This window comes from Salinithrix halophila (genome assembly GCF_042650125.1).
Taxonomy (GTDB): Bacteria; Bacillota; Bacilli; order Thermoactinomycetales; family DSM-45169; genus Salinithrix; species Salinithrix halophila.
The window spans coordinates 165,710-188,453 of sequence record NZ_JBHSAP010000009.1; the positions used below are offsets into that span (position 1 = coordinate 165,710).

General features: G+C 50.4%; 29 protein-coding genes and 1 tRNA gene. 5 read left to right on the forward strand and 25 right to left on the reverse strand.

The window, feature by feature from the left end:
• Nucleotides 1–10: 10 nt before the first annotated feature.
• The 5 genes from cysK to ACFOUO_RS07000 all read right to left on the reverse strand — a co-directional run bounded on the left by cysK (nucleotide 11) and on the right by ACFOUO_RS07000 (nucleotide 3,308).
• Entirely contained in the window at nucleotides 11–976 is a 966-nt protein-coding gene (gene cysK / locus ACFOUO_RS06980) for a cysteine synthase A (RefSeq protein ID WP_380703615.1), read from the reverse strand.
• Nucleotides 952–1,278, reverse strand: coding sequence for a rhodanese-like domain-containing protein (locus ACFOUO_RS06985; RefSeq protein WP_380703617.1), 327 nt, complete (start codon nucleotides 1,276–1,278; stop codon nucleotides 952–954). The genes cysK and ACFOUO_RS06985 overlap by 25 nt, the downstream gene beginning before the upstream one ends.
• A gap of 85 nt (nucleotides 1,279–1,363) precedes the next feature.
• A complete protein-coding gene (resA, locus tag ACFOUO_RS06990; RefSeq protein WP_380703619.1) occupies nucleotides 1,364–1,894 on the reverse strand; it encodes a thiol-disulfide oxidoreductase ResA in 531 nt (176 codons plus the stop codon).
• A gap of 34 nt (nucleotides 1,895–1,928) precedes the next feature.
• Nucleotides 1,929–2,642: a cytochrome c biogenesis CcdA family protein gene (locus tag ACFOUO_RS06995; RefSeq protein ID WP_380703621.1), complete on the reverse strand. Its 714-nt coding sequence runs from the start codon at nucleotides 2,640–2,642 to the stop codon at nucleotides 1,929–1,931.
• A gap of 33 nt (nucleotides 2,643–2,675) precedes the next feature.
• Nucleotides 2,676–3,308: a TlpA family protein disulfide reductase gene (locus ACFOUO_RS07000; protein ID WP_380703623.1), complete on the reverse strand. Its 633-nt coding sequence runs from the start codon at nucleotides 3,306–3,308 to the stop codon at nucleotides 2,676–2,678.
• Between the two features lie 222 nt (nucleotides 3,309–3,530).
• On the opposite strand from ACFOUO_RS07000, the gene ACFOUO_RS07005 reads away from it, so the two are divergent.
• On the forward strand, nucleotides 3,531–4,088 hold the full coding sequence (locus ACFOUO_RS07005; protein WP_380703625.1) for a TVP38/TMEM64 family protein: 558 nt from the start codon (nucleotides 3,531–3,533) through the stop codon (nucleotides 4,086–4,088).
• A 185-nt stretch (nucleotides 4,089–4,273) separates the two neighbouring features.
• On the opposite strand, the gene copZ is transcribed toward ACFOUO_RS07005, so the two are convergent.
• The 11 genes from copZ to ACFOUO_RS07060 all read right to left on the reverse strand — a co-directional run bounded on the left by copZ (nucleotide 4,274) and on the right by ACFOUO_RS07060 (nucleotide 12,980).
• Complete coding sequence (gene copZ / locus ACFOUO_RS07010) at nucleotides 4,274–4,483, reverse strand: copper chaperone CopZ (RefSeq protein WP_380703627.1); 210 nt, start codon at nucleotides 4,481–4,483, stop codon at nucleotides 4,274–4,276.
• Nucleotides 4,484–4,527: 44 nt separating this feature from the next.
• Nucleotides 4,528–4,800 carry a metal-sensitive transcriptional regulator gene (locus ACFOUO_RS07015; protein ID WP_380703629.1) on the reverse strand — a complete coding sequence of 91 codons (273 nt, stop codon included), beginning with the start codon at nucleotides 4,798–4,800 and terminating at the stop codon, nucleotides 4,528–4,530.
• An 81-nt stretch (nucleotides 4,801–4,881) separates the two neighbouring features.
• Nucleotides 4,882–6,210, reverse strand: a complete 1,329-nt coding sequence (locus ACFOUO_RS07020) for a lysine N(6)-hydroxylase/L-ornithine N(5)-oxygenase family protein (protein ID WP_380704776.1) — start codon at nucleotides 6,208–6,210, stop codon at nucleotides 4,882–4,884.
• 31 nt (nucleotides 6,211–6,241) lie between these two features.
• Nucleotides 6,242–7,750, reverse strand: coding sequence for a pyridoxal phosphate-dependent decarboxylase family protein (locus ACFOUO_RS07025; RefSeq protein WP_380704778.1), 1,509 nt, complete (start codon nucleotides 7,748–7,750; stop codon nucleotides 6,242–6,244).
• Nucleotides 7,751–7,800: 50 nt separating this feature from the next.
• Nucleotides 7,801–8,256, reverse strand: coding sequence for an OsmC family protein (locus tag ACFOUO_RS07030; protein WP_380703631.1), 456 nt, complete (start codon nucleotides 8,254–8,256; stop codon nucleotides 7,801–7,803).
• 4 nt (nucleotides 8,257–8,260) lie between these two features.
• Nucleotides 8,261–9,412, reverse strand: coding sequence for an N-methyl-L-tryptophan oxidase (gene solA, locus ACFOUO_RS07035; RefSeq protein ID WP_380703633.1), 1,152 nt, complete (start codon nucleotides 9,410–9,412; stop codon nucleotides 8,261–8,263).
• 68 nt (nucleotides 9,413–9,480) lie between these two features.
• The gene (locus ACFOUO_RS07040; protein WP_380703635.1) at nucleotides 9,481–11,091 is read right to left on the reverse strand and encodes a class I tRNA ligase family protein; all 1,611 of its coding nucleotides are present in this window, start codon (nucleotides 11,089–11,091) and stop codon (nucleotides 9,481–9,483) included.
• Complete coding sequence (locus tag ACFOUO_RS07045; RefSeq protein ID WP_380703637.1) at nucleotides 11,088–11,441, reverse strand: cupin domain-containing protein; 354 nt, start codon at nucleotides 11,439–11,441, stop codon at nucleotides 11,088–11,090. Before ACFOUO_RS07045 ends, ACFOUO_RS07040 begins: the two co-directional genes overlap by 4 nt.
• An 18-nt stretch (nucleotides 11,442–11,459) precedes the next feature.
• Nucleotides 11,460–11,909 (reverse strand): GNAT family N-acetyltransferase, encoded by a 450-nt coding sequence (locus tag ACFOUO_RS07050; RefSeq protein WP_380704780.1) that lies wholly within the window; start codon nucleotides 11,907–11,909, stop codon nucleotides 11,460–11,462.
• Between the two features lie 246 nt (nucleotides 11,910–12,155).
• Nucleotides 12,156–12,231: transfer RNA gene (locus ACFOUO_RS07055), tRNA-Ala, on the reverse strand.
• Nucleotides 12,232–12,341: 110 nt separating this feature from the next.
• Nucleotides 12,342–12,980 (reverse strand): MBL fold metallo-hydrolase, encoded by a 639-nt coding sequence (locus ACFOUO_RS07060; protein ID WP_380703639.1) that lies wholly within the window; start codon nucleotides 12,978–12,980, stop codon nucleotides 12,342–12,344.
• A gap of 171 nt (nucleotides 12,981–13,151) precedes the next feature.
• Between ACFOUO_RS07060 and ACFOUO_RS07065 the strand changes: the two genes are divergently transcribed.
• Nucleotides 13,152–13,736 (forward strand): YhcN/YlaJ family sporulation lipoprotein, encoded by a 585-nt coding sequence (locus ACFOUO_RS07065; protein WP_380703641.1) that lies wholly within the window; start codon nucleotides 13,152–13,154, stop codon nucleotides 13,734–13,736.
• A gap of 66 nt (nucleotides 13,737–13,802) precedes the next feature.
• Here the strand turns inward: ACFOUO_RS07065 and ACFOUO_RS07070 are convergent, their stop codons facing one another.
• Nucleotides 13,803–14,258 (reverse strand): pyridoxamine 5'-phosphate oxidase family protein, encoded by a 456-nt coding sequence (locus ACFOUO_RS07070; protein WP_380703643.1) that lies wholly within the window; start codon nucleotides 14,256–14,258, stop codon nucleotides 13,803–13,805.
• A gap of 176 nt (nucleotides 14,259–14,434) precedes the next feature.
• On the opposite strand from ACFOUO_RS07070, the gene ACFOUO_RS07075 reads away from it, so the two are divergent.
• Entirely contained in the window at nucleotides 14,435–14,626 is a 192-nt protein-coding gene (locus ACFOUO_RS07075; RefSeq protein WP_380703645.1) for a DUF2197 domain-containing protein, read from the forward strand.
• Here ACFOUO_RS07075 and ACFOUO_RS07080 read toward each other — a convergent pair.
• The 8 genes from ACFOUO_RS07080 to ACFOUO_RS07115 form a co-directional block, all read right to left on the reverse strand.
• Complete coding sequence (locus ACFOUO_RS07080) at nucleotides 14,623–14,925, reverse strand: hypothetical protein (RefSeq protein ID WP_380703647.1); 303 nt, start codon at nucleotides 14,923–14,925, stop codon at nucleotides 14,623–14,625. The genes ACFOUO_RS07075 and ACFOUO_RS07080 overlap by 4 nt on opposite strands.
• Before the next feature lie 202 nt (nucleotides 14,926–15,127).
• Nucleotides 15,128–15,412 (reverse strand): YlaH-like family protein, encoded by a 285-nt coding sequence (locus ACFOUO_RS07085; protein ID WP_380703649.1) that lies wholly within the window; start codon nucleotides 15,410–15,412, stop codon nucleotides 15,128–15,130.
• A 37-nt stretch (nucleotides 15,413–15,449) separates the two neighbouring features.
• Nucleotides 15,450–16,292 (reverse strand): deoxyribonuclease IV, encoded by an 843-nt coding sequence (locus ACFOUO_RS07090; protein WP_380703651.1) that lies wholly within the window; start codon nucleotides 16,290–16,292, stop codon nucleotides 15,450–15,452.
• Between the two features lie 125 nt (nucleotides 16,293–16,417).
• The gene (locus tag ACFOUO_RS07095) at nucleotides 16,418–17,200 is read right to left on the reverse strand and encodes a glycerophosphodiester phosphodiesterase (protein ID WP_380703653.1); all 783 of its coding nucleotides are present in this window, start codon (nucleotides 17,198–17,200) and stop codon (nucleotides 16,418–16,420) included.
• 12 nt (nucleotides 17,201–17,212) lie between these two features.
• Complete coding sequence (locus tag ACFOUO_RS07100; protein ID WP_380703655.1) at nucleotides 17,213–17,521, reverse strand: iron-sulfur cluster biosynthesis family protein; 309 nt, start codon at nucleotides 17,519–17,521, stop codon at nucleotides 17,213–17,215.
• A gap of 3 nt (nucleotides 17,522–17,524) precedes the next feature.
• A complete protein-coding gene (locus tag ACFOUO_RS07105; RefSeq protein WP_380703657.1) occupies nucleotides 17,525–18,190 on the reverse strand; it encodes an endonuclease III domain-containing protein in 666 nt (221 codons plus the stop codon).
• 155 nt (nucleotides 18,191–18,345) lie between these two features.
• On the reverse strand, nucleotides 18,346–19,845 hold the full coding sequence (locus ACFOUO_RS07110) for a leucyl aminopeptidase (RefSeq protein WP_380703658.1): 1,500 nt from the start codon (nucleotides 19,843–19,845) through the stop codon (nucleotides 18,346–18,348).
• A gap of 154 nt (nucleotides 19,846–19,999) precedes the next feature.
• Entirely contained in the window at nucleotides 20,000–20,191 is a 192-nt protein-coding gene (locus tag ACFOUO_RS07115; protein ID WP_380703660.1) for a hypothetical protein, read from the reverse strand.
• 302 nt (nucleotides 20,192–20,493) lie between these two features.
• On the opposite strand from ACFOUO_RS07115, the gene ACFOUO_RS07120 reads away from it, so the two are divergent.
• Complete coding sequence (locus tag ACFOUO_RS07120; protein WP_380703662.1) at nucleotides 20,494–21,123, forward strand: YktB family protein; 630 nt, start codon at nucleotides 20,494–20,496, stop codon at nucleotides 21,121–21,123.
• Nucleotides 21,124–21,263: 140 nt separating this feature from the next.
• A complete protein-coding gene (locus ACFOUO_RS07125) occupies nucleotides 21,264–22,727 on the forward strand; it encodes an aminotransferase class I/II-fold pyridoxal phosphate-dependent enzyme (protein WP_380703664.1) in 1,464 nt (487 codons plus the stop codon).
• The last annotated feature ends 17 nt before the right edge of the window (nucleotides 22,728–22,744 follow it).

Sequence of the window (22,744 nt, forward strand, 5' to 3'; positions counted from 1 at the left end):
CCTTCCCCCCTTAGGTGAACAGATCCGTGCTGAGATATCGCTCTCCCGTATCAGGGGCCATACAAACCACCCGTTTTCCAGCCCCAAGGCGCCGAGCCGTCTGTAAAGCAGCCCAAACCGAAGCACCAGAGGAAGGACCCACCAAGATTCCTTCTTCTCGAGCCATGCGACGGGCCGTTTCAGCGGCGTCCTCATCGGTGACGTGGAAGATCTCATCATAAACTTCACGGTTCAGGATCTGCGGTACAAAACCAGGGCTTGTCCCGGGAATTTTGTGAGAACCGGGCTCCCCGCCAGCCAACACTGGAGAACCTGCCGGCTCCACCACCGCAACATGAAGACCGGGAATCTTTTGTTTCAGGATCTCGCCCGTCCCGGTGATGGTGCCTCCAGTTCCTGAGGTGGCTACAAAAGCATCGAACTGTCCCTCCGTCTGCTCCAGGATCTCTGGGGCGGTCGTCCGCCTGTGTACTTCTGGGTTAGCCTGGTTTTCAAACTGGAGCGGCATAAAAGAGTTGGGAATATCGGCCATGATCTCCTTCGCTTTCCGGATCGCTCCGGGCATCCGTTCGGAACCGGGGGAGAGAGCCACTTCCGCCCCATAGGCTTTCAAAATGTTGATCCGTTCCCCGCTCATCGAGTCGGGCATGACCAAGATGGTACGATATCCCCGTGCAGCGCCGACGAGGGCCAATCCGATCCCCGTATTGCCGCTTGTAGGTTCCACAATCGTGAAGCCCGGCTTTAAAAGGCCCGCCTCTTCCGCCTGCTGGATCATGTTGAGGGCCGTCCGGTCTTTAACGCTGCCTCCGGGGTTGAAATACTCCAACTTGACGAAGACTTCCGCGTCATCCTCTCCCAGGAGACGATTCAACCGAACCAAGGGAGTCTTGCCCACCAAATCGGTAATCCGGTCTGCCGGGTACGGGAAGGGTACGGAGGCATCCCCATTTAGCTCTCGACGGGTCCCGTCCATTCCAACATCCCCCCTTTGAGATTAACCAGGCGGGTAAATCCTTTATCCGCTAAGGTGTGGGCGGCGATCACGCTCCGGCGGCCGCTCCGACAGATGAGGAGGATCTCCTTCTCCTTCATTTCGGCCAATTCCCCATGGCGTTCCTCCATCTCGTCAAAAGGAATATGCCTTGCTCCGGGAATGTGTCCTTCTCCGTATTCTGCATCGGTGCGTACATCGACCCAAACGTAGCGGTTCCGGTCACGATCGAAAGTTTGGCTTAAGTCTTTTGCTTCCACATCCGTGTATACTGAATCAGCCATCTCATCCAACGCCTCCCGTTTATTTTGCTCTATTTATTCATGATATCACGTCATTTTCGGTGTGAAAACGGAAGAGACCCGCCCCTTATCGGGACAAGGCCTCCCTCGTATACCCTTCGAGCTGCCCTTCATCCATTTGTCCATTCACCTTCCGGATCACCTTTCCGTTTTTGTCGATAAAGACGGAGAAAGGAATCGGCCCAACCCGATAGAGCTTGGTTACCCGCCGGTCCGAATCCAGGAGAATGGGAAAGTCCAATTCCAATTGGCGAGCAAAACCGGAAACGGAAACCTTGGTTTCAGCGATGTTCACCCCTACCACCTGAAAGCCCTTCTCTTTATATTTGTCAGAGACGTTTTGGATGGCGGGCATCTCTTTCCGGCACGGCTTGCACCATGTAGCCCAGAAGTTGACCAGGACGGTTTTTCCCCTTAGATCACTCAGCTTGAGCTCTTCACCCTCCAGGGTCTTCAGAGCAAAGTCCGGAGCCTGCTCTCCCACCTCTGGTCCTAATTCCTTCTCCTCGTAAAAAGCCTGGTAGAGGGCAGCACCGATCAGAACCACCATCGTTAGCATCAACGTGCGCCGCACCCAGTATCGTGTCTTTTTCTCCATTCCATTCACCTGCTTGTTGAGAAAATCCCCGATTTCAGAAGCCTTGAAAACCACCGAACAGATCCGTCAGCCAGATAGTGATTACCGTCAATTGATCAAAATACAGGAGCACTCCCATCAACACCATCAACGCTCCCCCCGCTTTCATCAGCCGATCGGAATATTTCAGGATCCAGCGGGTACGCCCGATAAAGAAAGCCATGAGAAAGAACGGAATGGCGAAACCCAGGGTGTAGGCCGTGATATAGCCGATTCCCGCGGTCGGGTTGGAGGCAGCCAGGGAAAGGACAGCCACCAGGATCGGTCCTACACAGGGAGTCCAACCGGCGGCAAAACCGATCCCAATCAACGTGGACCCGAGGTAACCCCAACGCCTGCCACCTACCTCCAACCGTTTCTGCCGCATCATAAATTGAGGTCTGAAAATCCCCAATAAAAAGAGGCCCATGGCAGCGACCAGGACACCCCCCAGCATACGGATCAGGTCCTGATAGCGGGCGAATGCTTCACCAAGCCAACTGGCGGAAAAGCCGAGAACGAAAAAAATGATCGAAAAACCGAGGATAAAAAAGAACGTGTGTAATATGGCGGCCCGTTTCAGCTGTGGGGGCCGGGTTTGGTCCTGAAGCTGACTGACGGACATGCCCGTGATATAAGACAAATAAGACGGATACAGGGGGAGACAGCAGGGGGAGATAAAAGAAAGCACCCCCGCCCCAAAGGCCACCCCGATGTTGAGGTCCGCCATCCGGCATCCTCCTTTCCCACCGCCCCGGATTCGTCAGGAGGTGATTTCTTTCATGATCCTGTCGATTTGCTTTTTAGACAAAGAACCGGAATGGTGGTAAATGATTTGGCCCTCTTTATCCACTACAAAGGTCTGGGGGATATTGATCACACCGAAGGCCTCCTGGGCTTCCCCTGTTTCATCCAGCAACACCGGGAAGGTATATTTTTCTTTTTTCAGATAGGCTTTCATTTTCTCCGGGTGATCCCGACTCGTCAGGTTCAGCATACGGAAGTCCACCTGTTTCCCGTATTGTTCGTACGCCTTTTGTAAGTAGGGCATCTCCTCCCGGCAGGGAGGGCACCAGCTGGCCCACAGATTGATGATCGCCGGTTTGTCGCTTTCCGTCAGGGAGACCGTCTTGCCGTCCAACGATGGCAGCGTTAAGTCAGGAACCGATTTTCCCCGCATGGGCCCCTCTTTTTCCTTTCCTGCAGGTCCAAAAGCAGAGGCAGGCGGCTGTTTCGTCCTCTCCTGATCCTGGGTCCCCCCCGTCTTTACGGCGTTTTCCCCCTGGTCGGAAACCGGCTTCTCTTTAGCTAGGGCATTCCAAACTGCACCACCGATCGCTACAAGGAGAACGACAGCAATCAGACCATTGCGCCAACGTGTTCCTCGGTTGCTCACGTACCTTCCCTCCCATCGTTACCTATCCCAAATGTTGGGTTCACCACCGGCGGCCCCTTCATCCCCATTCTTTCATGATCCTTCCCCATTATAAACGATCCCTTCAATCAATCTGTGAAGAAGAACGGAACATTCCCCCGTAAAGACTGGTCGGTGACCCCTCGTCCCATTATGATAGATAGAAGGAAAAACCGATTTTAGAACATGATTTTTGGAGGTTGCATGGTACAGGAAACGGTAAACTGGCTGGCAGAATGGGGGAGTTGGGCCGTCCTCATCAGCCTTGTCATCAACGTAGTAGTAAACCTGCTCGGATTTGTCCCCAGTATCTTTGTGACGGGGGCTAATGTCCTTTTATGGGGGCCCTTTTGGGGTGGAGCAATCTCCCTGATCGGGGAAGCGCTCGGATCGGGATTGGCTTTTTTGCTTTACAGAAAAGGATGGCGGCACTGGAGTTGCCGGATCAGCCCGAGCTGGCGTTGGATGGAAAATCTCAACCGTTGGCCACGCCGACTGCAGTTTAAATCCCTGCTGGCTGCACGTCTTACCCCTTTTATCCCCTCAGGGGCCATTAACCTCCTGGGAGCGCTAACGACGGTTCGATTCAGCGATTTCTTCCTGGCCACCTTCATCGGCAAGATCCCCTCCATCGCGTTGGAGGTATTGGTCAGTCACGATGTGATCCATATCCAAGAAAACGGACTCCGGCTGGCTTTCGTTCTCCTCGCTCTTCTTCTAGCTGTCACCGTGTGGCATTCCCTTCAGAAAGAAAGAAGATAACCGGTTGACGGCGATCCATCACTGGAACCTGGACCCACCAGGGGAAAAAAGAGATCCAATCACCGTCTACTATCCTGTTTTGTCGATTTTCAAACGAAAATCGTGAACGAGGCTGAAAAGGATTGATGGAATCTTCCTTTAGGTAAAAACCCGGGCAGCTCCTGTCAGCCCGGGTTTTTTCATCATCATTTTGTCACATCATAACCTTGGTCCTCAACGACCTCTTTCATGATAGGAGGAGCGGTTTTAACTTCATCGTACTCCACGGTCGCCGTCTTCTCTTCCAAGTCGACGACGGCTTTTTTAACGCCGTCCACTCGGTTGAGAGCGCCTTCCACCGCCTGTTTACAGTGATCACAGGACATGCCTTCCACTTTCAAAATCGCGGTTGCCATGTTCTTTTCTCCTCCTAATCCATCGTGTTAGTATACAAACCTCTTCATTTGACAAAGGAACGGAGCACATCGGCCAATTCCTGCATGGCTTCATCCCCTCTGCCTGATTCGACCGCTTCTTTCACACAGCTCTTGGCGTGATTTTCCAACAGAGCGAGTCCGATGCTATTGGCAGCCGACTTGACGGCGGCGAGCTGAACCAGTACATCCATGCAGTACCGATCTTCCTCCACCATCTTCTGCACCCCTCGGATCTGCCCTTCCACCCGCCTAAGCCGTCTCAGAAGGCTCTCCTTATCACCGGACACGGATATCATCTCTCCTCGCCCTTCGATTCTGATTCCAGCTTACCATACCCCAGGAGGGTATACAATATACGAAAAAGAAGCTTCGGACATTTAAACGGACAGGTTCACCAATGATTTTTTCGTTCCGAAGGTTTGAAACACACTACGTGGATGAACAGGGTAGATTTCTTTCCCAGTGATTGCATGGATAATTTTCGCATTGCGATAAGCTCCCAAGCCTAGATCCGGAGCACCGACTCCGTGTGTATGCAATTCTCCGTTTTGAACGAATATCGAATGGTTTAGAGACGGACGAAGCTTTAAGCGATAATCTTGTTCAACCTGGTATCTTCCTTTTTCATCCCACTCGATCAGGTGATGAATACTTGAAAGGAAGTTAGGAATAACCGGTTTATACCCCGTCCCTACAATAACCACTTCCGTTTGATGATCAAAGTTTTGCTCACTGTGCCATTGACGGCAGTTCAGCTCATAAGCGTCTCCCAGTTTTTCAATGCCTCGAATTTCCGTCATCGCCTGAAGATGTACCGAAGGTTTCTGGCCTCCGACCGTACGTTCATAGAGTAATTCGTAAATGTCCGAAATGGTCCCCGCACTGATCCCTTTATAAAGTAAATCCTGGGCGTTGACCGTCTCATCTTTTTTAGCCTGCGGTAATGGGTAAAAGTACGCCAGATAATCGGGAGAAAAATGTTCCAAACCCAATTTGGAATACTCCATGGGAAAAAAGCCTTTTGAACGGGTAAACCAGTCCAATGTGTAATGGTGTTGGTTTTGGGCTTGCAAAAGATCATAGAAAACCTCTGCCGCACTCTGGCCGGAACCGATCACCGTGATCGATCCAGCCTGTAAACACTGGGCTTTTTTGCTTAAGTACTCCGAAGAGTGAAAAACGGTATCCCCGAGTTTGTCCTTCAAAAATGCCGGAACCACGGGCTGCGTTCCTACCCCCAAAACCAGGTTTCTGGCATAAAACCAGTTTGCTTTCTTTTCCTTTCGGATAAAAACTTTTACTTTGTAATAGTCGTCGTATGCCTGGACGTCTATGACTTCAGCCCCAAAACAACAAGGGTCCAGTTGTTCAGCCACCCATTGACAGTAATGGTTGTACTCCGCTCTCGGAATGTGAAACTGTTCTAGAAAGTAAAACTGATAGAGACGATTTCTCTGTTGCAAATAGTTCAAAAAGCTGTATGGACTTGTCACATCCACCATACTTACCAAATCCGCCAGAAAAGGTACTTGCAAAGTGGTCCCTTCAATGAGCATACCTTCATGCCAAGTGAATTGTTCCTTCTGTTCAAAGAATATGGCATCGACTTCCGGAGCTTTCTTTAATAAAGCGGCTAATCCTAAATTAAAGGGACCCAATCCGATGCCAAGCAAATCATAGATTACCTTTTCGTCTCCTTGCTCCATTTTTTCCACCCTCTCGGATCCTTCTCATGAATCATCCTGCTATATCTGATTTGTTGACCGTAAGCTTTTTCCCTAGCAAGGATATTTCCTGTAAAACCTCTTCAACATCGCTTAATTTGGTCCTTGGGTTTAAAAGTGTAAATTTCAAGCATGTTTTTCCGTGAACGCTCGTTTTTGCTATCACCGCCGAACCTTGTTGAAGCAGGGATTGTTGGATTTCTCGGTTCAATTGGTTCTCTTTATCGACATCACCCATGCCGGTAATATACCGAAAGACCACGGCGTTCAACTCCGGCGTTCCCGTAATCACTTCAAAATCTGGGATCCCTTTTATAAGGTTTGCCACCTCATTGGCTAAATCGATCGTATGATCGATCATCTTGCCGAAGTTTTCCACACCGACGATTCTCAAAGAAGCTAAGATTTTCAAAGCATCAAATCGGCGAGTGGTTTGTGTGGACTTCCCAACAAGGTTAACGATCCCTTCCCACTCATCGACCTTTGGATTTAAATAATCCGCATGGAGCGTGATCAATTGCAAATGAGATCCTTCTTTCAGCAGAAAGGCTCCACAGCTGATCGGCTGATAGAAAAGCTTGTGAAAATCAACGGCGATGGAATCTGCTTCCCCGATGCCATGCAGTTTAAAACGGTGCCGATCACTTAAAATTAACGCTCCTCCATAAGCGGCATCCACATGAAGCCACAGCTGATTTTTTTTGGCCCGTTCAGCGATCCTTGCGATCGGGTCGATGCTTCCAAAATCCGTCGTTCCGCATGTCGCCACAATGGCAAAGGGAAACAACCCTTCTTCGAAGAGCTGATTCAATTTTTTGTCCAGATCCTTCAAACACAGGCGAAAATCTTCATCCGTTTTAACCGGTATCACGGCTTCTTCACCGAGTCCCAGTTGAGCGGCTGATTGCCTGACTGTAAAATGGGCATTTTCTGAACAGAGGATCCGCATCCGATGCGCTTCTCTGGGTAAACCTTTGGTTTGCACATCCCATTTGAATTGGGTTTGGCAGAAATGATCACGAGCCAGCAACAATCCCATATAATTGGATTGTGTTCCGCCGCTTGTAAAGATGCCGTCGGATGCTAATGAATAACCGAATTTCCTGCAAAACCAACGAACCATTTCTACCTCAGCATAAGTAGCGGAGGGACTCTGATCCCAAGAATCCATTGATTGATTCAACACACTAATCATCATCTCAGCGGCAAGAGAAGCAATCAGAGGTGGACAATGCAAATGGGCGATATTTTTGGGATGGGAGACGCGTACGGTATGGTGCAAAATTGTTTCTTGAAGATCGCTGAGGACATCGTTGATCGCTTCCCCTTTTTGTGAGACAAGCATCAGATTTTGGCTGGCTTTTTCCAATTCAAGGGGCGTCTTCCCGCTGTATGGAGTCAAATGGGTTGCCACTTCCGCCATGAGCATCTCTTTTGTTAACCGGACAGCTTCCTCATAAGCTGAAAGCCCACTTTTCCCCTGATGAAAAAAATACCCGCCAAAGGGATCCGTTTTTCGCATATATTCCATGGATTTGGCAACTCCCAACTAATGAAATGAAGACCAATGTTTTAAATTTTAACCCACTCAGATGTCAAGTGAATGTTCGCATCGATTAAGAGATTAAATATGGGACACCTTGCTTCCACTTGCTCTTTTAGTTCCTGGAGTCTATGATCCGGTTCCGTCGTATGAATCGTGATTACATGATGGATGCTTTTGAAATGCGTACAGATATCGGGTTCCCCCATAAACCCCCGGGTATCCACAATTCCGCTGCTATCAAAACTGATCGCCGAAAAAGAGAAATTACATTCTTTGGCCACGAGCGGGATCATGATGCCATTACATCCATTTAAGGAAGCGAGAATGAATTCCAGCGGATTTGGAGCCTCATCCTTTCCGCCTAGCTCTTCGGTATCATCCAAGGATAAAAGCGGAAAATCACGAATCTGAAGATCCGTTTTCACGTCACCAGCCCATGTCCCCTTCACACGAAGCTCACAGATCGAATCATTCGTTTCCACTCGATCACCTCTTTATTGAATATCGATGATCAAACCGCTTTATCGAAAAAGGGGATAGATCATAGGTACTTTGGCCTGACACGATAAGCTCGCTTAAGATCTCCCCCACCACACTCGAAAACTTGAATCCATGACCGGAAAACCCTGCTGCAACAGCCACATGGGGATATTCCGGATGCAAGTCAATGATGAAGTTTTCATCAAGGGTCATCGTATAGATGCAAACTTGACCTTGCTTCAATCTTTTGATATGCGGCATATAGGTATCCAAAAACCCTCTCAAAGGCTCCTCGTCCGCTCCCTCAAACTTACGAATCCTTTGATCCGGATCAATCGCTTTCCCATCGTTATGAAATCCCACTTTTATTCCACTGCCATGGAAACTTGGAAAGCCGTAAAATTGGCCACCTTCTACATGAAAGTTAAAAGCCGGAAACCGCTTTGCTTCATATAATTCTTTTGCAGCATCAAACCAAGCAAAGGCTGTCCTTATCGGATGAAGCGGAACCTGGATATTGACTTGAGAAAATAGCTTCGGAGACCATGCTCCCCCACATAAAATCAAAGCATCTCCCAAAAACGTTCCCTCATCGGTTTCAACCCTTACCCCCTGTTTCAGTACCGATAGGTTTTTTACAGGGTGCTGGGTCAGGATCGTTGCACCATATGCCAAAGCCTGCTGGCGGTAGGCCCGTATACATTCTTCACTTTTAAGCACCCCAGAAGCCGACTCTAAGCAGCCGATAGTACTTCCGGGCAAGGTGATCCCAGGCCATCTGTCCATGATTTGCTGTGAATCCATGATTTCAAGGGGGAGAAGGAATTCCTTTGCAGAGGAAATCACTTCGTGAATAAATGCAGATTTCGAATCGCCCACATTTAATACACCTGTGTTATAAAATAACTTCTTCCCCACTTGCTCTTCTAAATCCAACCACAACGCTTGTGCTCTCAAAGCTAACGGTACATAATTCTTTCCTTCACCATAAGCGTGTCGAATGATTCTCGTATCTCCATGGTGACTTCCTTTGTTATGGGGCGGATTTAAAGAATCCAGCAAGAGGGTTTTTCTTCCGTTTTTAGCCATAAAATAGCCTGCAGACATCCCCATCGATCCTGCACCAATAATAATCACATCATAGTTCTTCGCACTCATCCTCTACCACCTAATGACTGGTCTCTTTTACAAATGGCCTCCCTGGCTCACAGGGAGGCTTTTACTCTTTAATCATGCAATATCGAGGAGGCGGTTTCTTTGAAAAACTGGTTTTCATAGCTGTCTAGCTTATTTAGTACTGAATTTTGCAGGGACTTTTCTACAGGCAGAGGGGCCTGATCGAGGCATTCCCATTTGATTGGATTGGAATCTTGATAACCCAGGTACTCCCCAAGATCGGAACTGAATATCGGCGTAATGGGAGCTGAAAAAACAGCTAACGCCCGTAAAAAGTAGTACGCATCGATGGCACTTTGTGTCTGTTCTATGATTTGATCGGCTCCAACCATGAATTGGTGAAGATCATCCGCCGCGTTTTTCAGCGAAAAGGATTCCACCCCGTAACAAGCCGAAAATTTTCGACGGAAATGGGCTATATGATCTTCAGCAGCGCTCGATATCTCCTGACCCTTGGAGTTCCTGCCGCATAAGGAGGTGAGTTTAGCCAAATATGCATGCCATTCTTGACCGATGCGCTGTTCGACGATTTGCGTATACTCCGTTAAAGAAAAATGCGTCTGCCGGTTTTCTGGGTTGGAGTAGCACAGATAATACCGCACCCAGTCACTATGCTCGGTTTCTAAAAACTCAGAACCCCAGATCGCATTCCCACGGCTTTTCGAAAATTTCGCCCGATCCTGTAAGTAAAATTGATTGGTAATTAAGCCATCGGCCGCTTTGTGATTACCTAAAGCTGCTAGCATGGCTATATGGACGACAGCATAGTAGAAGCTGTTATCAAACCCAAAAAACTGTACCATTTCCGTTGGGCTGTTTTTCGCCCAAAAGTCCTGCTCCAAACCGTTTTCTTTAGCCCAGACACTCGCTGTCTCCATGTGTCCCGGCAACATTTCGAACCATACATTGATTACATGACCTTCAAAATCAGGCAGAGGCACGGGGACGCCCCAATCTTCTAAGTTGGTTATCGGAACATCCGGAAGCTTCTTCGACAATAACTCTGAATATAGCTTTTTCAATTGGGGCTTCCACTGATAACTATGCTTCTCGTAATAACGCGTTAACTCTTCTCGGTAGTCTTCGAGTGAAAACACCACGCGTTTGAAGGTTTTGATCACAGGAGGATGATGGCATATGGTGCATTGGGGATTCTTCAGATGGATCGGATCACTAGGATGGCCACACTCTTCACAATAGTTTCCTCCCGATGGCGCATCGCAATGAATACACGCCCCCTTTACATAAGCCTCGAATAAATAGCGATTACATTCTAAACAAAAACAAGTAGGCTCTTCATTGACTTGAAGTTTACCAGCTTTGTAAAGGTCGAGGAAAAGCTTTTGTACTCGTCGGAAATGTTCTGGTCTTCGGGGGCTTGTAAAGCAATCCATCCGAATGTTCGCAGCCAGCAAAACATCTTGAATCCGGGACGAATAATCACCTATCGCTTCTTCGACGGTTCGTTTTTCTTCAATCGCTTTGGTTACACAATAGCTTTGGTGATCATCGGTGCTGCATAGATACACGACATCGTTTCCAAAACTGCGTTGAGCTCGGGTAAAAACGTCTGCCCCCAAATACGGCCCGGATAAATGACCCAGATGCAACTCACCATTCGGCGTTGGGGGAGGAGCAGTAACCAAAAAGCTTTTTTTCATTGTCCACCCTCCTGGGGGATATCCCATGATACGGTGATAAAGACCAATCGCGCATCATGGGGGTTACTGATCTGATGCTTGGAAAAGGCGGGGATATATACGACATCCCCTTTTCCTATCGCTCTTGCTTCATCATCGATGTTCATCACTCCGCTGCCCTCAACGATAAAAAACGTTTCAGCATCATGATGATGATGCGGGTCTGTGGACTGGCCGGATTCGACTATGACCCAAGCCGCTTCGAAGGGGGTAGGAACGGTGATATCCTGATTGGGATACAAATACCGCAATTGGACGCCATAATCATTAACGATAAACTCCGGTTCCAATTTCTGCACATACATTTTCATTCACTCCCCCTAAACTAATTACTTGATTTCGTAGTTTAACCAAACGGATTTTTCGGCCCCCATTTTATTGTAAAAAGATTGGGCGGCTAAATTATCATGGGCCGTTTCCCAAATCATATGGGAATAACCGTTTTCTCTAATAAAAGAAAGACAACTTTTGAATAATTTTTCGCCGATTTGGCGACCTCTTTGATTGGGTGATACAAATAAATCATACAGAAACGCCATTCTCTTCACTTCTAAGGTGTTAAAAGTAAAGTACAAAGTAGCGAATCCAACTAACCGATTGGTTTCTGTTTCGGCAACAAACTGAATGCCATCCCACGGATGTTCCAGGAGATGATTCACTAATTTTTCGAGTGAACCATCACTCGGACGGGGGTATTTATAAAAATCGACGATATATTCCATCATAAGGGGCAACAAGTGTGGGACATCCCTCTTTTCGAGTTTTCTGATCCTTTCCAGGAAACCTCATCCCTTCCCTGTTTTTAGTAAATGAATGAAACAATATACAGGATACATTATTTTTGGTATTATGGCAACGCTTTTCGCTATTTTTTAAAATTACTGTTTCCGACACAAATGAAAACGCTTTCTAATCGTTTTTTAATAGTTAATTAATAATTCCCTGCAAAACGAGTTTTCATTTTCCGAAGGGGATTTTTCATTTCTAACAAAACAAAAAACCCCCGAGATCTCGGAGGTTTTCTTTGGTGGAGCATAGCGGGCTCGAACCGCTGACCTCTACACTGCCAGTGTAGCGCTCTCCCAGCTGAGCTAATGCCCCGCACTTTTAATTTTATGGTCAACGAGAATTATTATACACAAAAAAGGAGGTCTGTGCAAGGTTTTTTCAAAAAAAACGGGAGGGAATTTCATCCACCCCTCCCGTTCTCCTTATAGCATACCCGCCAAAAAGGGATTGGATTGCTGTTCTCTACCAATCGTGGTGACCGGTCCGTGGCCGGGATAAACGCGAGTCTCTTCGGGAAGCTCCATCAACGTGTCATGAATGGTTCGCATCAATGTACGGTAATCCCCACCTGGGAGGTCCGTACGGCCAATGGAGCCGGCGAAAAGAACGTCACCGCTGAATACGAGTCCGTTCAGGTGATACGAGACACTCCCTGGGGAATGGCCAGGAGTATGGGCGACGGTGAATGTTTCATCCAGGAAGACCAACGATTCCCCTCCCTGAATAACACTCTCCGCTGGCTGACAGCGGGTTTCCGCGATTCCAGGAAAAAGCGCTGAACCGTTCAATTGCGGATCAGTCAACCAATCCGTCTCCTCCCGGTGGATATAAACAGGAGCACCCGTTAATTCTCGCACCGCTTCCAACCCGTCAATATGATCAAAGTGAGCATGGGTCAGCAAGATCCCCTGCACGGACAGATTCCGTTCAGTAATCCGTTCCATGACCTGCTGTGGTTCACTGCCCGGATCAATGACAAGCGCGTCTCCTCCTACCTCCTTGTAAAGGAGATAACAGTTGGTCATCACTGGACCAAGTGTGAAACTTTCTACTTGAATCAAGGAAAAAACCACCTTTCATAACGCAGCGCTTCCCTTCCATTCTACATCGAAAAACAAATGGCTCCAAACGGAGATCTTTATCCCGGAGAAAGGAAGCATGGGATATACATGGTTTTTTCGTAGAGGGTTACACTATGTCTAATAACCCGACCTGGAAAGGAAGGAACAGCCATGATCCGAATCCTGACTCTCCTCCTGGCGGTGGGCTTCCTGTTCGGATGTCAGCCGGCAAATAAACCACCGGGCAACGAATCAGCCCCTCCCCCAGGAAATGCACCTCATACCCAAAGGGTGAAGCAGACCGCTCCAGACCCTCGTCAAGCCCAAAATCCACGGGCAAAAGCCCGAAGGATGGTGGAGATCGCCACGGATATGCCGCAAGTAAAGGGAGCGACGGCGGTAGCTGCAGGCAACTATACCATCGTAGGGATCGACGTGGATCCAGCTCTCGACCGGGGACGTGTCGGCACCATCAAATATTCTGTGGCCCAAGCCTTAAGAGAGGATCCTCAGGGAGCCAACGCTTTGGTAACAGCAGACACGGATCTGGTACAGCGGCTTCGAGAACTGGCCGACGACGTGAACCATGGCCGCCCCCTCGGTGGGATTGCCGAGGAGTTGGGGGAAATCGCCTCCCGGATCATTCCCCAACCCTCTAAAGATACCCCTCGCAAAGAACAAACGCCGTCCCGCACAGACCAGGAGAAGTTTAACCAAACTCCCAACCCGAAACCACCGAAACGGGACTCCCGCTGATGCAACAAAAACAACTTCCGAACAATGAACAATCCCGGAGTATCGACCTCCGGGATTGTTCATTTCTCAGCTGCGCTTCAAGGCTTCCAAAACCTGTCGGTCCAATTTGTCGGCAGCTTCTTTGTCATAGGTTTTTTCGACTTTTACTTCTTGCACGATCTTCGCCCCGTAAAACATCACACTCTTCACCGTTTCCACTTTAAGTTCGAGGCAGGCCAGCTTAATCTGAACCCCTTCGAGGGGTGCCTGAGTCACTGTCGCCTTTCCCGTAATTTCATAGGTGGTATCCGGCCCGATCATGGTGACACAAGCTCCAGGATGAACGGTTACATTGCCGATCATGCGGGATTTGTGACCCACAGCGATGCGGATTCGTTCGGTATCAGGGGCGTAAACCCAGGAAACAGCGTTGACTGCCGGTACCCCCGTCTCCTCATCGATGGTGGCCAGCAAAACAAACTGTTCCCCCTGCAATTTTCTAAGCAAGGGCTCTGTCAGGGCATGAGAAATCAATTCTGCCAAATCGCATCCTCCTTCACGGGGCCAGACGGATTTTCGCAGACCCGTCCAGGTGTTGTATACTGAAAAGTGCAGACCGGCTTACCTCTCCGCCATGTTAAGATCACGGAATCCAGGGGCCGATCATCACATCCAGTCCCGGCTGGAAAGTCGGGCGGAAAGGAAAGAAGGAGCGCGTCATGAATGTATCCTGTGTGCTGTGCGACCGATTGTTTTCCCCTACGTCTTTCCAGGAGAAAAAACTACGCAAACATCCCCACCGAATCTTCCTCTGTCCTGATTGCCACCGGCGTATTTCGGAACGGACACGCGCCCGCAAGAGAAGTCCACAGACCCGCCGCAATTATGGAGTGAAAGGTTCTGAGGCTTAACCCTCGCGTTCCGGGCCGCAATCAAAAGCCTTGTTGTATTTCGGCTCCGCCTCGATGCTTCGAAGCAACTGTTCCACTTGCTCCCGTTCAAATTCCCGGCATTGTTCCTGCCCCTTTTGCTGCCAGCGAACCGTGTAACGGTCTTTTTCCATCATCACGTACAGCTCTTCCACCCCATGATCTTCGGCAAGGATCTCATAGAAAAAGCGAGTTGTCTCCTCTGCTGAACGATCCTGAGGACGGGCATTCCATACCACGCGAATTTGCAACCAGTTAAACAGAGCATCCTCGAGCCTCACCTTATTCCCCTCTCTCTTTCCACCAGTCATCCGGACCTAAACCCGGTAAGCTCTGCACTCGGGGGTTCTACCAAGTCCAGGCCGGAATGAAAACGGCCTTTTCCCGACAGGTCATGACCTCCAAACCAGGATAACCCGTTTCCCTTTTCGAGGAAAAACCTCCGAACTCCTTTTTTCCGTTAGCCTGGTGGTACAAGTTTAACTAGGATTTGTCCGTTTGATCGTTCCGATGGCTTATTCCCATCCGGATCCGAGCGATGGCAATCAGGATAACTGTCACTGAAAGAATCTCCAAGATGGGGAACCTCAAATAAAACAGGATCCAAAATAAAACACATCCAATCGCAAGGACCATGTATACAATGAGGGACTTAAGCACAGGCAACCGCCGGGCAAAGGCTACCTTGTAGATGATTGCGGTCATGGCCAGGATAACCAGATAGGATAGGAGAGGTATCTCCCTCAGCCATTCATTAATCCCTTCCATCTCCAACCTCCTCTCCCTGGGGATCAGCCGATCCGTCTTAGGTTGTCGCCCCCTCCTTCAACCGGTGCAGATAGCGAATTTCCTCTGCGTATTCATCCTCTTTATCCACCGGGGTCTCTAGGATGACAGGAATCCCTTCCAGGCGTTCACAGCGAAGGAATCGGGTCAGTGCTTCAGCCCCGATCTCTCCTTGGCCAATCTTTTCATGACGGTCTTTCCGGGAACCGAAGGGCGCCTTACTATCATTGAAGTGGATAGCCACCAGGTTGTCCAGATAACCGGTTTTCTCCATGGTCCCAATCAGGTCTTCGAAGGTGTCCAGGTCCCATGCACCCGCTGCAAAACCGTGACAGGTATCGAAGCAGAAGCCGATTTTTTCCGGGTGATCGGTCGCTTCCCTGATTTCCACCAGCTTTTCAATGGTCAACCCCAGCTCTGTTCCTTGGCCAGCGGTGTTTTCCAAAAGAAGCAACGTTTTTCCATCGTAGTCGGCCAAAATCTCATTCAGGGTCTCCACCATCAGCCGAGTACCCTTTTCCTCTCCTTCACCTACGTGCTTACCGCAATGGACGACAGCACCGACGGCCCCGTAGGTTTCCGCGATGTGCAGATCTTCTTTAATCGAGCGCACCGTCACCGCGTGCAAATCTTCTTTCGGGGTAGACAGATTGGTGATGTATGGGGTATGGGCGACCAGGGTGATGCCTCGATCCCTACAAAACTCTACCCCTTTTTCCGCGTCGGCGTAGTCCACCTTTTTCGGTCGTAACCCCCGGGGATTTTTCGTAAACACCTGGAAAGAACCCGCCCCTAATTCCAGCGCCCGTTGGCTCGCCTTGTAAAAGCCTTTGGCAACGCTGATATGACATCCCAACTGCATCGCATTCCCTCCTCTAAACAAAGAAGCGCCTCACGTGCCGCGGGCGCCTCTCGAACCTTTTTTATCATACCATTTTCAGCGGACAAGCCGCAACCAGACGGGATCGACCGGATAGTAAGAGTTACTCAACCGGCCTCTCCAGGAGTACCGATTCCACAGGATGTGGAATGGCATTCCTTCGCGTCACGGATTTCCTTTAGCAGTCGGTCTACTTTATCCGTGATGATCGCATCCACTTCTAGATGGATCATCCGCCGCATTTCCTTGGTTTGATTAACCGTAAAAGGCCGGACGGGAACTCCCGCCTCCTTAGAACGCTTCACCATATCTTCGACGGTCGTCGGCCAGTAGGAATGGATGGAAGTCGCCCCGACGTTCCGGGCGTAATTCCATGGCTCGAACAAGTTGGCCATGTATAAGATCGCTGCATCCACCTCCGGCCGAAGATCCCGTATTTTCCGCAGGCTGTAATGATTAAAGGAAGAAATCACGGTGCGATCGACCAACCCGAAACGGCCGATCCACTCCAGAACGGCTTCCTCTAGGCCCGGATAGGCTGTTTTATTGTTCTTCAGTTCAATGTTAACAGACAGACCTCGGTCGGCGACCAGTTCCAGCACTTCCGAGAGCAAAGGAATTTTTTCCCCTCGGAACTCCCCGTCAAACCAGCTACCCGCATCCAACCTCCGAATTTCTTCTAGGGTGAGTTCTCGCACCTTCCCTTTTCCATCGGTTGTCCGTTTGACGGTCTCATCGTGGATGACCACGATTTGATCATCCCGAGTGAAGTGAACATCCAATTCTAAGCCGTGGGCCCCGGCTTCCGCTGCCTTCCGGAAGGCAACCATCGTATTTTCCGGAGCCACTGCGGAAAACCCGCGATGGGCATAAACAGTTATGGGATGCATGCCAATCTCCTTCTATAGATGAATATGATTCAAATAGATCTGGTTTCGGCTTTTTAGTGAAAAGGCGTCTTTCTCCAGCTGATGGGATACCATCAGTACAGGATCGAAAAATTCCCGGCTCCGGGGATCAATGAGAACCGTGATTCCTTCCGTCTTCAGAGAGATATCATCAGAACGGGGGGAGTCCCAGTTCATCTCGAACCAGACATCTGCTCCGCAACCGCAGCCTTCATTCAGCGCTGCCAGACGCAAGCCTGCCTGGGGCTCGGGTCGCTTCGACCTCAATACGCCGGCCGTTTGCGGATCGATATGGACTTCCATCGGTTAACCTCCCTTGCTATATCGGTCTTCCGAGAACTTGCACGAATGTTGAAGGGGGCAACCCGTGCAGCGAGGTCGACGTTTATGACAGTGCTCTTTACCCAATTCCACAAGGAGGGCATGGAAGAGTTGCTGATCAGCAACCTGGGAAAGAGTCCTCATCACCTGCGTTCGAATCTCTTCATAGCGAGGCTCGGAAACACCCTGCCAGCGGGAGATAATGCGCCGGGTATAAGCGTCACCGATAAATGTAGGTTTTTCAAGTACATAGAGCAAAACCATGTCCGCCGTCTCCGGTCCAATCCCTCGGATGGACAAAAGCTCCCACCGAAGTAGGTCCCCATCTCCGGCAAACGCGCCGTCAATGCCTCCGTGATCGAGAAACCAATGGGATAGGCCTCGGATGGCTTCCGCCTTTGCCCGCGGAAAGCCCGCAGGCCGGACCCCTTCTTGTAGGGTTTCCACAGGGGCGTCCAAAACAACTCGAGGACAAGTGAGGCCCATCAGCCGAAGGGAGTCAATCGCCCGGACGGCATTTGTCCAAGCGGTATTTTGCACCAGGATACTTCCCAAACCTTTTTCAAAGGGATGAAGAAGTCCCCACCACGCTTCGACGGTCCAACCCGGCTTCCACTTACGCAGCCCTTCGTATAACGCCTTCCATTCCACATCTTCGCCCCCTTTCAGGACCGAAGATTTAAGAAATCATTGGCGTCAGTATAACTCAAAACGTGACCCAATGCACGTTCTCACGAGATCTTCTTCCCTCTAAAATAGAAGCAACCCCCCCTTTCGGGGCGGTTGCTTCTGTCTGTTAACGAGGTTTACTTGCCGGGAAAACGCATCGCCAGCTGCGCCAGGGTTCGTACGGCTACTCCCGTCGCTCCCTTAGCATGGATACCGTCCCCTTTTTTCGAATCGGCTGTCCCTGCGATATCCAGGTGTGCCCACGGCGTTTCTTCCGCAAAATTCCGCAGGAACATCCCTCCTTGAATCGCTCCCGCCGGACTTCCTCCCTCATTTTTCAAGTCAGCGATATCACTTTGCAAGTACTCCCCATATTCTTCATACATGGGAAGTTCCCAAACCTTTTCTCCTGCAATGCGCGCCGCCTCCTTCACTTCTGCCGACCACGTTTCATCATTAGTCATTAACCCGGTGGCCGTATGGCCGAGAGCCACGATCACCGCCCCCGTCAGAGTGGCTATATCCACCAGGGAGGTGGCCCCCAGACGCCGAGCGTAGGCGATCCCGTCAGCCAGGATCAGCCGCCCTTCGGCGTCCGTATGCTGAATCTGGATGGTTTTCCCGCTGAATGAACGGATAACGTCACCAGGACGATAGTTATCGCCGCCCACCATATTTTCACAAGCGGGAATGACTGCGATAACATTGCAGTGGGGTTTCAACGTGCCGATGGCTTCCATCGCTCCCAGCACAGCAGCGGCACCAGCCATATCTCCCTTCATCTCTTCCATCCCACGGCTCGGTTTCACCTGGATACCGCCGGAGTCGAAGGTGACTCCCTTTCCTACCAGCCCGAGCACTTCCTGACTGTCGGGTGCCCCCCGGTATTGAAGGACAATCATCCGGGCTGCCTCTCCGCTTGCCCGGGTGACGGCGAGGAGCGCATCCATCTTTAGATCCGCAAGACGGTTCTCATCCAACACTTCCACATCCAACCCTTTTTGCTCCGCCACTGCTAGCGCTTTTTCCGCTAAAGCAGAGGGAGTCAGCCTGTTGGCGGGTTCATTGACCAAGTCACGGGCGGTATTAACAGCAGAGGCAAAGGCTCTTCCTCGTTCTATACCCGCTTCGAAAGCTGAATCGCTGACCCCTTCCATGGCAAGCCAGACCGATTCCAGGCTCTTCTGTTCCCTTTTTTCCGTTTTAAAGCCCCGATAGCGATAAACGCCCAATTCGGCACCTTCCACCACAGCCTGAACGAGATCGGCGGAATTCCAACGTCCGCTAAGATTCCGGGAGCAGCCGACGGCCATCTGCTTCACTCCGGCCTCCCTCGCCCGGCGAGCAGCAGCGGCGATTCCGTTCCGAAGCTTTTCCAGATCAAGGCCACTTTTTTTCCCCAGCCCCAGGATCAACAAGCGTTTGGCAGGAATTTTCCCCCAGTTGTGAAGGAGAGTAACTTCTTTATACTTACCCGTCACTTCACCTTCGGTGATTAGTTGGGAAATACGATGATCCAGCGCTTCATCCACTTCCCCCACACAACCCTTGACCGATTCCTCATCTTGGGTGTGGAAGACGACGAGGCAATCTGTTGCCAGCGAAGTCAGCGATTCTTTCGTGACTTTCCACTCCATTGAAGCACCCCTCCCGAATGATTTCTTTTCTCTGTTCAGGCATTTCCCTGGATGGAGGCATACAAAAAGTGCATCCCAGGGGGACACACTTTTCTTCGACATCTGAAGGGAATATCCTCTTTTACAGACCAAGGGCCTGAGCGTTGCTTCCCGTTTACAAAGCTTCCAACATGAGCATTTCCTGACGAAGTTCCCGGAGGCGCGCTTTACACTGATCGATGCGATGGGTGTTACGCTCGATCATCGCCTCATGCAGCAAGGCCAGCTCGTAATCCAGTTCCAGTCGCAACACAGGGATCCGCTTTTCCGGCTCCCGACACCGAAACGCTTTGATCACATCTTCCACGGCAACGCTGCACCCCTTTTCCATCAATTTTCTGTTTGTATTCATATCCAACATTTGGCATGTATCAAACTCTGGCTACAGGATGCCCGTCTCCACCGAGAAATAAACCTCACCTCATACCAGTTTTCGGGTTGTTTTTGATCGAATATTTTTTCTATTTTACGCATGGTTTTCTCCTGTGGTCACGGTGCTGTCCCAGATTGGGATGATTCCGGCAAGCGCCCGCCGGAGCAAGTTTGAGCACCTGTCCTTTGTGATATGATAGACGGGAAACCTTATCTGATGGTGGTGAGAAACGAAACATGGCATTTACAGGGTTTGAGATTTCCGATTTTGATGTCTTCACCATTCCTGGATTGGATCCCCGGATGGAAGAGTTGAGAGAACGGGTTCGCCCCAAGTTACAAGCACTAGGCGAAGCTATCGCTCCGCGGCTGAGTGAACAGACCGGGGAAACCATGTATGTGCATGTTGCGAAGCACGCCCGCCGGAGCGTCAATCCCCCCGACGAGACCTGGGTTGCTTGGTCCGATGGTAAGCGGGGGTATAAATCCCGTCCCCATTTCCAGGTAGGCCTGCGGGAGGCCAACCTATTTGGGATGTTCGCCCTGATCTACGAATATCCGAACAAGCCCGGCTTCGCTCGGGACATGCTGGAACAGCTAGATGAAATCCTGCCTGCCCTCCCTGGTACCTTCGTGGTCTCTCCCGATCACACCAAGCCGGAAACCCATTCGCTGACCGAATTGGGCAAGGAAGGCCTGGAACAGATGCTAAAACGCTTGGGGAACGTCAAAAAAGCGGAGTTTTTGATCGGCATCGAGTTGAACCGCGAAGACCCGACGGTCCGGAATGGAGAAAAGCTGATAAGAAAAGTGGAAGAAACCTTTACTACCCTGCAACCCTTGTATCAAATAGCCTCGCTCGCCTAACCGGCATTTGTCTTTCTCCCCTCACCTCCGTGGGGGGGATTTGTTTGACTGGCCCCTTTCCTTTCATTCCTCTCTTTTCCGAAAGGTTCGACTTTGCTATACTCAGCTTTATGGAGTTTGAATGAAAGGCAGGCCTGCCCTTGAACACCAGACAGGAACGAACCCCCCTCTTCACCCGATTAAAGGAACACGCAGCCCGAAACCCGGTCCAGTTTCACATCCCTGGCCATAAAAAGGGCCAGGGAATGGATCCGGAATTTCGCGCCTTTATGGGGGAGCCCGCTTTATCCATCGACCTGATCAACATCCAGCCTCTGGACGATCTGCATCACCCTCATGGCGTGATCCAGGAAGCTCAGGAGCTAGCAGCAAAAGCTTTCGGCGCCGATCACACCTTTTTTTCAGTACAGGGCACTAGCGGCGCTATTATGACGATGGTTATGTCCGTCTGCAACCCCGGGGAAAAGATCATCGTTCCCCGAAATGTCCATAAATCCGTCTTATCTGCGATCATCTTCGCGGGGGGACATCCGATCTTCGTTCACCCGGTTATGGATGAAAACCTCGGAATCGCTCATGGGGTAACCCGCCGGGATGTGGAACGCACCTTGGCTCTCCACCCAGACGCCAAGGGGGTTCTCCTGATCAATCCCACCTATTTCGGGGTGGCGGCCCACCTGAAAGAGATCGTGGAGTGCGTTCACAGCTACGATATCCCTGTCTTAGTGGACGAAGCCCATGGGGTACACACTCACTTTCATGATCGTCTCCCCCTCTCCGCTATGCAGGCAGGAGCCGACATGGCCGCCACCAGCATGCACAAGCTGGGCGGTTCGCTCACACAAAGCTCGGTCCTCAATGTCCGCGAAGGAAGAGTCCATCCCCAGCGTGTCCAGACCATCATCAGTATGCTAACCACCACTTCAACCTCCTACCTGCTGATGGCTTCCCTGGATACTGCCCGCCGTCACTTGGCCATCCGAGGACCGGAACTGATTGAGAAAGCTTTGCGTCTAGCGGATACCGCCCGCAAGCGGATCAATGAGATTCCTGGTTTTCGTTGCGTCGGGCGGGAGTTGGTCGGCTCTGAAGCCACCTATGACATCGATGAGACCAAACTAATCATCCACCTAGAAAGTCTAGGTATCAACGGCTTCGAGGCCGAGACATGGCTCCGAGAAAAGTGGAACCTCGAGGTGGAATTATCGGATCTGTACAATATACTCTGCTTAATTACTCCCGGAGATAACGAACAGACCATCGACACGCTCGTCCGTGCCCTCACCGACCTGTCCCAGGCGTTTTACACCGAGGAAAAGCGGTTCGGCGGAGCCGTCAGAGTTCCGGAGATTCCCTTGTTGGCCGTCTCCCCCCGGGACGCCTTCTACGCAGAGACCATCTCTGTCCCCTTCGCAAAATCAGCGGGACACATTATCGCCGAGTTTATTATGATCTATCCTCCAGGGATCCCGGTATTACTTCCCGGAGAACAGATCACCCAGGAGAATATCGATTACATCCTAGAGCACATGGAGGCGGGTCTCCCTGTCCAGGGACCCGAAGATCCAAATATCCGCATGGTGCGGGTCATACCCGGGAGATAACCCGCAGCGGAAAGCTC